General features: G+C 67.5%; 8 protein-coding genes. 1 reads left to right on the top strand and 7 read right to left on the bottom strand.

The features are described from left to right. Positions 1-30 precede the first annotated feature (30 nt). A complete protein-coding gene (locus G3M62_RS13570) occupies positions 31-396 on the bottom strand; it encodes an STN domain-containing protein (RefSeq protein WP_165187833.1) in 366 nt (121 codons plus the stop codon). A 290-nt stretch (positions 397-686) separates the two neighbouring features. Here G3M62_RS13570 and G3M62_RS13565 point away from each other — a divergent pair, with 290 nt between their 5' ends. Next, entirely contained in the window at positions 687-3,650 is a 2,964-nt protein-coding gene (locus tag G3M62_RS13565) for a TonB-dependent receptor plug domain-containing protein (protein WP_165187831.1), read from the top strand. Positions 3,651-3,771: 121 nt separating this feature from the next. On the opposite strand, the gene G3M62_RS13560 is transcribed toward G3M62_RS13565, so the two are convergent. From G3M62_RS13560 to G3M62_RS13535, 6 genes are all read right to left on the bottom strand, one after another. After that, positions 3,772-7,014 carry a TonB-dependent receptor domain-containing protein gene (locus G3M62_RS13560; protein WP_165187829.1) on the bottom strand — a complete coding sequence of 1,081 codons (3,243 nt, stop codon included), beginning with the start codon at positions 7,012-7,014 and terminating at the stop codon, positions 3,772-3,774. Between the two features lie 77 nt (positions 7,015-7,091). Then, complete coding sequence (locus tag G3M62_RS13555) at positions 7,092-8,171, bottom strand: FecR family protein (RefSeq protein WP_165187827.1); 1,080 nt, start codon at positions 8,169-8,171, stop codon at positions 7,092-7,094. Continuing rightward, complete coding sequence (locus G3M62_RS13550; protein ID WP_246263269.1) at positions 8,168-8,680, bottom strand: RNA polymerase sigma factor; 513 nt, start codon at positions 8,678-8,680, stop codon at positions 8,168-8,170. The genes G3M62_RS13555 and G3M62_RS13550 overlap by 4 nt, the downstream gene beginning before the upstream one ends. Before the next feature lie 111 nt (positions 8,681-8,791). Then, complete coding sequence (locus G3M62_RS13545; RefSeq protein ID WP_165187825.1) at positions 8,792-10,231, bottom strand: CapA family protein; 1,440 nt, start codon at positions 10,229-10,231, stop codon at positions 8,792-8,794. After that, positions 10,228-11,895 carry a M61 metallopeptidase family protein gene (locus G3M62_RS13540; RefSeq protein ID WP_165187823.1) on the bottom strand — a complete coding sequence of 556 codons (1,668 nt, stop codon included), beginning with the start codon at positions 11,893-11,895 and terminating at the stop codon, positions 10,228-10,230. Before G3M62_RS13540 ends, G3M62_RS13545 begins: the two co-directional genes overlap by 4 nt. 13 nt (positions 11,896-11,908) lie before the next feature. Further along, positions 11,909-13,351: a CapA family protein gene (locus G3M62_RS13535; protein ID WP_165187821.1), complete on the bottom strand. Its 1,443-nt coding sequence runs from the start codon at positions 13,349-13,351 to the stop codon at positions 11,909-11,911. Positions 13,352-13,356 lie beyond the last annotated feature (5 nt).

Genomic DNA, 13,356 nt, shown 5'->3' with positions numbered 1-13,356 from the left:
CGGGGATGCGTCCCTGACCTTTGCTAAGGTCTACGCACGAGGGCTCGGAACCCGAACGGCGCCCTGGTGAGAACGTTTGGCGATCACCGAATAGACGCCCGCCCGCGTACGCACGACGGAAAGGTCGGCGCCGACCAGCAATGTCCGCAGCCCCTCGTCGACGGTATAGGCGCCGACCAGGGTCGGGCTGCGCTTTCCGCGCACCTGGCTCTCGGCGAAGATGATCTGGGCGTTGGTCGTCTGGCTGAAGGCTCGCAGGGCGGCGCCGAGCGGCTGGGCGGGCAGGTTCACGTGATAGGCCGCCCTCTGGGCGTGGGCCGCGGCGGGCTCGATCAGCATGAAGATCGCCGCCATGGCGATCAGGCCGCTGGGCCTTCGTCGCCCCATACTCGTCATCGCCCAAGTCCCACTCGTCTGCCGGCGCAGCCTTAGCGCGCCGTCCTTGAAGGTTTTACGGGCGGAGTCCGATTATCCGCGGCGCGGGCCGGGCGGGAGCGCGGCGATCGTGCAACGTCGCGAGGCGCCCAGCGCCTAAACTCTGGGCGTCGATGCGCGCGCGGTCCTGGCCGGCCGTCGCGACCGCCTACCCGACCAGGGGGCGCCAGCGGGTTTTCGACCCTGGTGCGTAGCACCTCATGAGAACGGCGGAATGGGCTCCGTCGTCAGACTCGATGAGGGGGATTCAAATGATTCAAGCAACACGGTTGTCGGGCCTTTGGGGTTCGACGGCGGCGGCGGCGCTGCTGGTCTTTTCAGCGGGCGCGGCGAGCGCCCAGGCCTCGAGCGCGGCGAGCGCGGAGCAGCTCTCCGAAGTCGTCGTCACCGGTTCGCGCATCCCGCGCAGCGATACGACGACCTCGGCGCCGGTGACGGTGCTGACGCCGGAGAACCTCGAGGAGCGTGGCATCTTCAACCTGGGCCTGTTGCTGAATCAGGTCACCTCCAACGTTCCGCAATTGCCGGTCGGGCAGGGGCAAGGCTTTCCGGGCGGTGACGCCAAGACATCGCCGAACCTGTTTGGTCTGGGCTCCGGGCGCACCCTGACCCTGGTCAATGGCCGTCGCATGGTGGCTACCTCGTCGGGCCTGGGCGACCGCACCGTCGACTCGGGCATCATCCCGGCGGGCCTAGTCAAGCGCGTCGACATCGTCCAGGGGGGCGGCGCGGCGGTCTATGGCTCAGACGCCATCGCCGGCGTGGTCAACTACGTCCTGCAGGACCACTTCGAGGGTCTGACCGTCGACGGTCAATACGGCGAGGGCCGCGGCGGCAGCTATCCTAGCCGACAGCTGCGGGCGACCGTGGGCAAGAACTTCGCCGACGGCCGCGGCAATATCGCCGCCGACCTGTCGTGGTCAAAGACCGATCCGCTGCTGGAAAGCCAGCGTGCGCGGACCGCCAACGGCATGTCCAGCATCACCAACCCGGCCAACACCTCGACCACCGATGGCATCGCGCCGACCGCCTACATCTTCAATGGCCGCATCTGGACCTACAACCCCTATGGCGTGATCTGGGCGACGCCCAACAACGCCGTCGGCGGCTTGCTCAAGCTAAATGGCAGTCCCCTGCAATGGTCGCCGGACGGACAATCCGTGATCCCCTACGACACCGGCACGATCATCGGCACGAACACCACGGCGATCGGCGGCCAGGGCCTGGACCGGCGCGCCCTGTCGACCTTGGCGGCGGGCCTGCAGCGTATCAACTTCTCGGCGCTCGGCCATTACGACATCACCGATCACGTGAAGTTTTCGAGCGAGGTGCTCTACTCCAAGGAAGAGTCCGTCGACCCCTACGGCACCCAGCAGGTCTTCCGCACCGTCGGCAACAGCGGCGCCAATGGTCCGATCAGCTTCAACAAGAACAATCCGTTCCTGACCCCCGGGGCGATCGCCACCCTCAGCGCGGCCAGCCCGAGTTTCGCGGCCGGCGGCAATCTGTCGATGACCCGGTTCATGGACATCCTGCCCAGCCGTGACCGGCACACCGAGACCGAGGTCTATCGCCTCGAGGCTGGCTTCGACGGCGACTTCAAGGCCTTCGAACGGGACTTCACCTGGAGCGTATCGGGCAGTCACGCCGCCAGCGACTACACCGTCAGTACTTGGGCGCCCTATCTGGCCCATATGAACAACGCCGTGAACAACCCGGTGAAGAACGGCGCGGGGCAGATCGTCTGCGGCATCAACGCCGACGCGAACCCCGCCAACGACGATCCCGCTTGCGTGGCGCTGAACCCGTTCGGCCAGGGCAACGAGTCCGCCGCCGCGCGGGCCTACGTCTCGGCCCTGACGGGATCGACCGCTCACAACTTCCAGGACGATTTCCTGGCCGTGATCGGCGGCGACGTGATCAAGTTGCCGGCCGGCCCGCTCAAGTTCAGCGCCGCTTACGAGCATCGCTATGAAAAGACCGAGTTCCGCCCGTTCGCGGCCGACATCGCCGGCATCACCACGACCGGCACGCCGCCGATCGCCCGCGACGCCGGCTACCACACCAACGAATACTCGGCCGAAGGCCTGCTGCCGATCGTGGGCGGTGATTTCACCCTGCCTCTGGTGAAAGCCCTCACGCTCAACGGCTCCTACCGCTACGTCGATCACTCCATCGCCGGCATCAACAAGGTCTGGGGCTATGGCGGCAACTGGGACACGGGCCTCTTCGGCATCTCGTTCCGCGCCTCCAAGAGCAAGAACTTCCGCGCGCCCAGCCTCGACCAGCTGTTCGCGCCGACCTCGACGGCCAGCGGCCAGCCGCTTGGCTCCGACCCCTGCGACGCCGACCGGATCAATGGCGGAAACAATCCGGCCAACCGCCTGAAGAACTGCCAGGCCCTGTTCGCCGCCCACCCTGAATATGGCTCCCTGGCCGGCTTCCAGGATCCGGCGGAGAACACCGGCATTGTCTCGGTCACCAGCGGCGGGAACACGGCCCTGAAGAACGAGATTTCCAACACCACGACCTGGGGCGTCGTGATCCAGCCGCCGCAGATCCCGGGCCTGACCTTCACCGTCGATCGGGTCGAGGTGAACCTGACCGATGGTCTGGTCGCCTTCAGCCCGGCCAGCTTCGCGGCGCTCTGTTACGACGAAGGCAGCGCCGACGCCTGCTCGACCTTCACGCGGAACGCCTCGGGCTACATCACCCAGGGTCGGTCGACGACCTTCAACGCCGGTCGGGTCGTCTGGAACGGCGAGATCTATAACCTCAGCTATCGCTTCCCGCTGGGCGCCCTGTGGGGCAAGGACTTCGGCTCGCTCGAACTCGCCACCGAGGTGACGCACAACACCAAGCAGGGGACAGCGACCACCACCCCGATCCTGGCGCGCACCGACGGCACCACGACCACGCCGGACTTCCGCACCCGCTTCGATGTTCGCTATTCGAAGGGACCGTTGAAGATCTTCTATTCGGCCTATCGTCTGTCGGAGGCCAAGAGCGGCTTCACCGACACCATCGAGACCACCCCGGTGCCGATCATCGCGTCGAACACCACCCACTCGATCTCCACCCAGTACACGTTCAGGAACTACACGCTGCGGGGCGGGGTGAATAACCTGACCGACACCATGCCGTCGTTCCCGACGCGCGGTTACGGCGATATCATGGGCCGCCAGTGGTACATCGGCCTGCGCGCCAAATACTAGGCTTGGACTAGGCCAGAATTGAGCGCCGGGCTGGTTCGCCAGCCCGGCGCTTTTTTGCGATCTGGAGATCCGCCGGCGCCGTCATCGTGAAAGGTCGGCTCGTCAGGCCTGGATTTCTAGCTCAGTACCGCGCCCTGAATCCCAGAAACCAGCGGCGGCCAATGATGTCGCCGTAACCCCGCAGGGGAAAGCTTGGCGCTTCGTCGGTCAGGTTGATCACCCCGCCGCGTAGGGTCAGCCGGCCGAAGTCGTATTGCACTGACAGGGTGTGCTGGGCGTTGGCGGCGATGACGGGGTAAGGCGTGGTCTCGATGGTGTCGGTCACCGCGCTTTTGGTCCGCGGCAGATAGTAGATGGAATAGGCCAGCCGCAGCGGGCCGCGCGAATAGCGCGCGTCGAGACGGATCCGCCACTCTGGCGCCGAGGCCGAGCCGTCGGACACCGTGCGGTCAAAGCCGGTCACCGAGGTCACATAGCGAGTGGTGTGCGTCGCCTCGCCGGCCAGTTCCAGCGTGCCGAAATCGCGATCCCACGGGGCGCCCAGGGGGAAGCGGTAGCTGGCGTTGTAGATCTCGCCTCGATACTGCAGCAGCCCGGCGTTGAAAGTCGTCTGGCGGGCCGTGACGATCGTGCCGGCGGCGTCGCGGGTGAAGGCGCCGCAGAAGGCGGCCGGCTGCGGATCGCTGTCGTAGCAGACCGTCAGGAAGCTGGCGGGCGAGAAGCTCGACAGACCGTTGCGCAACTCCACCTCGACGCGGTCGGCGGAGATCATCAGGCCGGGAACATAGCTGGGCTGGAATACAAGACCCCAGGTCGTGGTGTGCGAGATTTCGTTGCCGAGGTTGGGGTTGCCCCCGGTGGTGACGGCGGTGATCGAGGTGTTTTCGGCCGGGTCCTGAAAGTTGGCGAGGGGGCCATAGCCTGGGTGGGCGGCGAACAGGGCCTGACAGTTCTTCAGCCGCGCCGCGGGGTTGGAGCCGCCGGTGATGTGGTCGGCGTCGCAGGGATCGTTGCCGATGAAGGTGAAGCTCTGGCTGGTGGGAGCGAACTGCTGGTCGAGGGTGGGGGCGCGGAAATTGCGGCTTCGGGAGACGCGCAGGCTGAGGCCGTAGCGGGTCTGCAGCCGCAGGCCGGCGCCCCAAACCTCTTCGCGTCCAGCCAGGCTGTGGTCGACGAGGCGATATGAGCCGGAGAATTCCAGCCGCTCGATGATGTCCGGCCCGAAGCCGTCGCCCAGCAGCGGGGCCAGCAGTTCGGCCGAATACTCGTTGGTGCTGTAGTGGCCGGACGATGGCGGCGTGCGCGTACCGGAAAACAGCAGGCCAGCCTGGTCGGCGGCGAAGGGCGTGTAGCGGGAGCTCTCGCGGCGGTGCTCGTAGGCGAGGCTGAACTGCATTTTGCCGGCCGGAAGTCGCGCCAGATCCCCGCCCATCGAAGCCAGCAGGTCGTCGTGAATATTGACGTAGCTCGCGCCAGAGAGCGCCGAGACGTAGGCGCGGGCGGCCGGGGATGCGGTGGTCTGGCCGAACGGATTGAGCGGCGCGCAGGCCGGGTCGTCGTTGGCGGGGGTCGCGTCGGCGTTGATCGCGCAGACGATCTGGCCCGAGGCGTCGCGCACGGTGTTGAGCGCCGCCGCCATATGCTGGGTGTAGGGCGCCCAGACCGCCTGCTTGCCGTCCGTGCGGCTGCGGCTCATGGCGAGGTTCCAGTAGAACTGGCGATCGACGGCGCTGAAGTCGCCGTCGAGGGCGACGAGCGCGCGGCCGCTACGCGCCAGGTTGCGCCGCTCGCGCGTGGGCAGGATGTCCGTGAACCGCGACAGATAGAGCGGCCCGCCGGTGGCGAAGGCGGGGCTGGCCGCGCTGAGCGTCGCCACCTGGTCGGCGCTCAGGAAGGGATTGTCGCGGGTGAAGGCGATCGGGCCCTGGCCGGAGGCGACCGAGCCGCCGACCCAGCGCAGGATGCTCTGGGTGCCATAGGGTTCGGCCGCCTGGGTTTGGCCGTAGATGACCTCGCTGGAGAGTTTCAGGTGGTCGCTAAGGTCGAAGCGGGTGGTCATGGCTCCGGCGAAGCGCTCGACGCCCGTGGCCAGGGAGGAGAGCTCCCGCGTGTCCAGTCCATCCCCGCCGACGGCCACGGCGCCGCCGCTCTGAATGGCGCCGGGGTCGTAGGGCGCGATCGCCAGGCCGTCGGCGCTGATCTGAGCCGGGACGCCGCCCACGCTGAGCAGGTTCGAGAACGACACGCCGGGGCTGGCGAAGATCACCCCGTTGCGGTTGTACGGCCACAGATGGGCGTTGTTGACCAGGATGGTCGGCGGCTGTCCGTCGCTGGCGCTGAGATTGAGCGGGTTGGTCACCAGGCGAGGGGCGCTGGCGGTGAACGCGCGGTCGCCTTCACGCAGGGCGCTGCTCTTGGACCATTCCAGATTGACGGCGACATTGGCGCGGCCGTCCGCGAAATTATGACCGCCGGTCAGGCGAAGAGCGGGCTGAGGGTAATCGCCTCGGGTCGACTGGCCGTACTGAGCGTCGAGTTCCAGGCCCTCGAAATCGGTCTTGAGCACGTAGTTGACGACACCGGCGATGGCGTCCGAACCATAGACGGCCGCTCCGCCGGCCTGGACGATCTCCACCCGCTGGACGAGGCCGGTGGGGATCAGGTTGGCGTCGACCGCGCGGTCGGCCAGGCTTGACGCGGAGGTGACGGTGCGTCGGCCGTTGACGAGGGTCAGGGTGCGCCCCGGGCCCAGATTGAACAGGTTGGGCGGCTGTCGTCCGCCGGTCAGCACCGGCAACCCCTGGGAGGTGGCCACCAGCATGGTGGGGGTGTTGGAGGTCGATTGGTTGAGCAGGTCGCCGAACTGCGTGAACCCGAAATCGTTCAGGTCGTCGGCGTTGACCACGGTGACCGGGGCCACCGTGTTGGGATCGGTGCGCCGGATGCGCGAGCCGGTGACCAGCAGCTGCGAGAGGGCCGCGCTGGCCGGTTCCTCGATCGTCGGTTCTGGCGGCGGCGCGGGACCGGCGGACGTCGTGACTTGGCCGAGGACCAGCACCCCGGACCGCGTGCGGGTCATCACCAGACCACTGCCGGCGATCAGGCGGCGCAGTCCGTCGTCCACCGACACCACGCCGCGCAGAGGCCGGCTCTGCTTGCCGCGCACCGCCTGTTCGGAAAAGATGATCGGCTGGTTGGCCGTCTGGCCAAAGGCCCGCAGGGCGCTGCCGAGCGACTGAGCCGGAAGGTCGAAGCGAAGGGGCGGGGACTGGGACTGGGCGAGGACCGGCTGTGGTCCGGCGAGGGTCGCCCAGACGGTGGCGACCGCTGCGGTCCTCAGAATGGTCCCCCTGATCCCAGGCAACTTCGCGACCCTTGTTGGCGACAGGTTGACGGTTTCATTCTCGGCGTCCGACCGCGCGAGCGTAACCGCCCTTTGGGCTAGCTTGGACGTCTGGGGACGGCGCCCGCAAACAGCGCAATCGATTGGGCCGAGGTGCGCGCCTTGACGTCAAAACCAGCGGCGAGACCCTGCACCAGGCCTTCTGTGTCGCCGGCGCGGAAGACGCCCGAGATGCGCAGGCGGCCGGTGGCCGCATCGCCGACCACCAGTGGCTTGGCCGCGTAACGGTTCATGCGGTCCACCACGACGTCCAGCGGTTCATCCTCGAAGACCAGCAAGCCGCCCTCCCACGAAAGCGACCGCACCGGGTCGGCCGGCTCGACGGCCGCGGCCCGAGGGGCGAGGCGGGCCGGGGAATTGTCGGGCAGGATCAGTTCGCGGCCGGGGGCGAGAAGGTGCTCGGCCGGGATATGGTCGATCTCGACCGGCGTTTCGCGCCCGGCCTCCGGACCGTTCGCCACGTCGCGCTTGAGAACGGCGACATGGCCTTCATAGAGTACGACCCGAACCTGCGTCTTGATCAGCTCGACGCTGAACGCAGTGCCGGTGGCGACCACCATCTTGTCGGCGGCGGCGACCGAAAACGGGCGCAGGGCGTCATGAGCCACGTCGAACTTGGCCCGACCGTGCTCCAGCCACAGCTGCCGCTTGCCGCCCGCGTAGCGCACCTTCACCACCGTGGCGGCGTCGAGAGAGATCTTGGAGCCGTCCTTCAGGGCGACCACCCGTCGTTCACCGACGCCGGTCTCATAGACCTGCGGCGCCATGCGCGCCCACAGCAGACCGCCGCCTATGGCTAGCAACAGGGTGGCGGCCAGCAGGCCGGAAACCACCTGGCGCATGGGGAAGTGGCCCTTGCCCTTGCGCAGCGTGCGACGGGCGGAGGCGAGGGCGGCTTCGCGCAGGGCCATCACCGGCTCGGCGCCGGCATAGTGGTCCACGGCGCGCCAGGCGCCGACGGTTTCCTCGAGCAGCGCGCCGTGCCGGGGATCGGCGTCCAGCCAGGCGTCGAACGCGACCTGTTGCTCGGGCGTCATCTCGCCTTCGGCCAGCCGCATGGCCCACAGGGCGGCGGCTTCCGCCGGATCGGCGACAGGCTGCGATAGAAAGGCGCTCATTGCTCGCCTCCTAGTCGTTCCCGTAGGTGAGTGCTAGCCCGAATGACGTGCTGTTCGACGGTGCGCACGGAGATTCCCAGCATGTCGGCGATCTCCCGCTGCTTCATGTGCTCCAAGCGGAACAGTATGAAGATCGTACGGGTGCGTTCGGGCAGTTCGCGCAGGGCGTTGACCACGGTGGCCAGGGACTGGCGCGCCTGCATCACGCGGTCGGGATCGAGTTCCTCGACGCGGCTGGCCTCATGGGCGCCCAGTCCCTGCTGGTAGATGGCGCGGACTTTCATGCGACGCCCTCTATCACGAAGCAGGTTGGCGGCGATCTGAAAGACATAGGCGTCGGGCCGGGAGGCGTCGATGGAGGCGCCTTTCTCGGCGACGCGCATCAGCACGTCCTGGGTTAGGTCCTCGGCCTCGGAGTGGTTGCGAAGCCGCCGCAGGAAGAAGGCCATCAACGCCGGCCGAAAGCGTTGGCTCATGGCGTTGGCGACGGCTTCGGCGTGCGGCGGCAAAGACGTTGTCTCCAGGGGAAAGCTCGGACCACTCAGCGGTAATACGCGCGGGCCCGCGAAATCCACCTGCGCCGTCGTCGCACCCATGCGAAAGACGGCGCAGGCCCTGGTTTAGCGGATATGGATTAGGCCGGTCTCGCCCTGGATTTCGATCCTGGTGCCGAAGGCCGCGGAGTCGGTCTGCAGGTCGGCCAGGATCTGGGCGGCGACGGCGCCCTTGGCCAGATGCGGTACGCCGCGTGCGCCGCCTTCGGCCGTGTGTTGCAGATCGATCGGATAGAGGCGCACGGCCTTTTCGCGGCCGCGCGCGTCGTAGTCGACTACAGCGACGACGCCCTGCAGCCACTTGGGCGGCGTCCCGCCCCCGCTGTTCGCTCCGCCCGCGCCGGGCTTGGGCGCATGGCCCGTTTCGTCCGGCCAGACACGGAACACCGTCTCCTGGCTGGCCTTGATCTGGGCGCGCAGGGTGAACAGGCCCATGCCGTAGAGGATCGGCTTGCCCTTGTAGATTTCGATGCCCCGCAGCGAATGCGGCCCGCCGCCGAGCACGAGATCGGCGCCGGCGTCGACGGTCTGGTGGAACAGGGTAAGCAGGAAGTCTGGCGGAGCGGGGGTGTCGTCGTCGAGGCCGGTGGGGCTCTCGTGGGCGTGGATGGTGAAGACCACCAGGTCGGCGGCGTCCTTGGCGTCGCGCACGGCCTTCAGCAGGGCCGCCTGATCGTAGAGCTCCATCTCATAGGCGATGCGAGGACCCGAGCCGGGCGCCAGGCGATAGATCTGGTCGCCGAACGTCACGTCGCGAGCGTCGGCCTTGGGAGCCGGTTCCAACGGGGAGGCGCGCTCGCTGGCGAGACTCCGCACTAGCGCCATCTGCTCGGCGTTGACCAGGTTCACCTTGCGCAGGCGCAGCGTGCTGATGCCCGGGCGGGCGGGGACGCCTTCGTCGAAAGCATCGTTGGCGCCGGCGTTGACCTTGAAGGTCGAGGCCGTGGAGACTAGGGCGACCTTGCCCTTCGGCGTGGTCATGATCCCCGCCTGACGGGCCTGAGCCAAGGTCATGCCGCCGCCCGCATGGACAAGGCCGGCCTCGTCGATCAGGCGCTGAGCTTCGATCAGGCCTTCCCAGCCCCAATCGGTGGAGTGGTTGTTGGCCATCGACATCATATCGACGCCGATGGCCTTCATGTCGCCGGCCATGGCGGCTTCGCCGAACATCTGGCCGTTGCCGTAAGGCTGGCCCTTGAAGGTCGGCAGGTCGAGGATCACCCCCTCACGGTTGCCGATGGCGACGTCGCCGGCCTTGACGAGGTCGACCACCTTCTGGAACGCCGGATCGTCCAGGGTCGCCATGGGCTTGGAGTTCAACAGGTCGCCGATAGCCACCAGGCTGAACGGACCTTTCAGCGTCGAAGGTTTGGGCGGGGACTTCAGAAAGTCCTGCGGCTCCTTCGAGGGCGCCTGGCGCGCCAGAACAGGGCTGGCGGCGCTGGCGGCCAGCAGGGCCAGGGCAGCGCGACGGGAGAGGGGTTTCGGCTTGCGGCTCCGGGTCATTTGCAGGCGCTTTCCGGCACGCCCGGGACGCGCTCCCACTGATAGGCGTCGCGCAGCTCGCCGCGCGGTAGGTAGGTGATGTCGAACTTCTGGTCGCCGCGGGTGACATGCATGGTCAGAGGCATGTTCGGATCTTTCTGGGCCCCGTCGGTGCTAGCCTGGGAGGAGACCTTGTCGCCCTCCTTCAGCCCCGCCTTGGCGGCGTTGGAGTCCGGCCGCAGGTTCACGACCACGGGGTAGTTCTTGAGCTGGGGGCCGCCGAAACCGAGGTCATAGCGGCCGATCTTGGTGCTGATCCGGCGGAAGCAGGGGCCGTAGTCGTCGGACTCCGGCTCCAGGCGCAACGTCCCGGCCATCATGCCCTTGTGGATCGCCGGTCCCTCGTCGCCGAGCTCCTTCTGAAGCATGTCGACCCAGGTCTGTTCGGTGATCGGCTTGTCTTCGCGATCCAGTTGGACCATGGCCCGGATCAGGTCGTCGACCGAACGCTTGCCGCCGGACTTGCGACGGATCTTGCCGTTCAGCACCGCGAAATAGAGCGCGCCCCGATCATAGGGCAGCACGTTGTAGCGCATGTCCGACCAGAAGTTCGGCAGGACGTCGCTGTCGGGCGCGTTGATCACGTCGTTGGTGTAGTAGCGCGCCGCCGTCAGGTTGATGTCCCGCAGGCGCTTCTCGGTCGGCATCATCCCGGCCCGCCAGGGCAGCAGGGTCTGGTAGTAGACGGCGTTGCCTTCCGAGTACCACTTGCCGATGTCGGCCGCGGTCCAGGTGTGGGTCATCTCATGACCGAGCAGCGACTCCACGCTCTCCGGCGTGGTGCGCGCGTTGAAGCCGATGGTGAAGGCCATCGGGGCCGCCACGCCGTTGCCGCCGGGATGGGCGCGCATGAACACGTGATAGGGCAGCTCTACCGGATCGGCGAAGAACCGGCTCATGAAGTGGTGCAGACGTGAGGCCCATTGCATGGCCTTGGCGGCGTCGAAGGTCGGGTCGCCGGTCCACACGGCGCTGAAGGAACCGACTGGCGGGTCAGGCTCGCGTTTGATCTTGCCGGCCATCATCATGATGTAGTTGAGCTTGGCCATCGGCACCGACGGGGCGTCGATGTGCAGCCCCTCGCCGACACTGGTCACGGCGGTCGAGCCGGCCGGCATGGCCGACAGGTCCCAGTCCATGGTCAGGTGATAGCGCTGGGCCGAGGTCGGCAGCGGGAACAGCATGTTGGCGATGCCCGAGACGCCAGGGCCGTCGACCGTGGGGATGGTCGACAGCGAACCGCCGGTGGCGGCGCTGATCGGCCGGCGATAGGTCACGGTCAGCTTGCCAGCGGCGTCGCGCGGGGCGGTGTAGGTGCGCCCGCCGTCCTTGGAGACCAGCGGCAGGTCGCCGTTGTCGTCGGCGGCCGTCAGCCCTTCGACACGAAACGGCAGGGCGATGTTGGGCGCGCCGTTCAGGTGGGTCAGCACCGGATGGCCGGCGGAGGCCGCCACCCCTTCGACGACCATGGTCACCTCGAGGCTCGCCGTGCCGGCGGCGACATCCAGTTGCGTTGGCTTGACCTTGAGGGTCAGCAGGGGCGGGGCCTTGGCGGCGACCTGGGCGGTCGCCGGCGCGCAAACCAACAGGCTCGCGGCTGACGCGGCGAGAAGAAGACGTTTCATGAGCTGAACTCGCTTAGGGCAAGCGGATGACGCCGACCGAGCTATCGATCTCGATCTTTGTCCCGAACGGGGCGGAATAGGTCTGCAAGTCTTTCAGGATGCGCTGGGCGTTCGCGGCGTCGGCGAAATAGGGCATGCCGCGCCGTGTCGGCTCATAGGTGTTGCCCAGATCCAGCGGATAGAGCTTGAGCGCCGTCGCCTTGCCCTTGGCGTCGTATTCGGTGACGCCGACCACGCCGTCGTACCAGGACTTCGGGTTACCGCCCGGCCGCACCGATCGTTCGGCCTTGGGCGGCGGCGGGGCGTGGCCGCTGGCGTCGGGGAACACGCGCAGCGCCGACTCCTGCAGGGCCTTGATCTCGCCGCGGATGAAGAAGGCTCCGATGCCGTAGAACACCGGTTTGCCCTTGTAGATCTCGATGCCGCGCATGCCGTGCTGGCCATGGCCGAGGAAGACGTCGGCGCCGGCGTCGACCGTGTCGTGGGCCAGCGTCACCAGGAAGTCCGGCGGATTGGGATCGTCGTCGTCGAAGCCTGTCGGGCTCTCGTGGGCGTGGATGGTGAAGACCACCAGATCGGACTGCTGCTTGGCGTCGCGCACGGCCTTGAGCAGGCCGGCGTGATCGTAGAGGTCCATCTCGTAGTGCAGGCCCGGCTTGTCGGCGAGACGATAGATCTCTTCGCCCAGCGTGACTTCCTTGGCGTCGGCCGCCGGGGCGGGTTTCAGCGGTGAGGCCAGTTGGGTGGCCAGGGTGCGGATCTTGTCGAGCTGGTCGGCGGTGACCAGGTTGATCTTGCGCAGGCGTAGCGGGCTGATGCCCGGCCGGGCCGGCACGTCCTGGAAGCGATCGTTGGCGTTGGCGTTGGCGCGGAAGCTGGACGCGGCGCCGACCAGGGCGACCTTGCCCTTGGGCGTCTCCAGGATGCCCGCTTGACGGGCCTCGGACAGGTCGCGCCCGCCGCCGGCGGTGACCACGCCCGCTTCGTTGAGCAGCCGTTTGGTCTCCAGCAGGCCTTCCCAGCCCCAGTCATTGGCGTGGTTGTTGGCCAGGGTCATCATGTCAATGCCCAGAGCCTTGGCGTCCTTGCCCAGGGCGGCCTCGCCCCACAGCATGCCGCTGCCGTAGCCCTGGCCCTTGAAGGTCGCTGGATCGAAGATCAGCCCCTCGCGATTGGCGATGGTCACATCGCCGCTGCGGGTGAGGGCGAACACCTTCTGCATCTCCGGATCGGGCCGGTCGGCGACGGGGTGCGAATAGAGCTGCTCACCCAGCAGCACCAGCTTGAACGGCCCTTTGATGCTGATCGGCTTGGGTGGCTCCTTGAGGAAATCCTGCGGCTCGTTGGAGGGACGCTGCGGTCGCGGCGCGTCCTGGGCGAGGGCGGGAGCGCCGTAGAAAAGGCTCGTGGCCAGCAGGCTTGCGAGGAGGCGGGTCCGGAGAGGGGTCTGGATCATGGATC

Origin of the sequence: Caulobacter soli, from assembly GCF_011045195.1 — a bacterium.
Taxonomy (GTDB): domain Bacteria; phylum Pseudomonadota; class Alphaproteobacteria; order Caulobacterales; family Caulobacteraceae; genus Caulobacter; species Caulobacter soli.
This window is presented reverse-complemented; position numbering and strand designations above follow the sequence as displayed.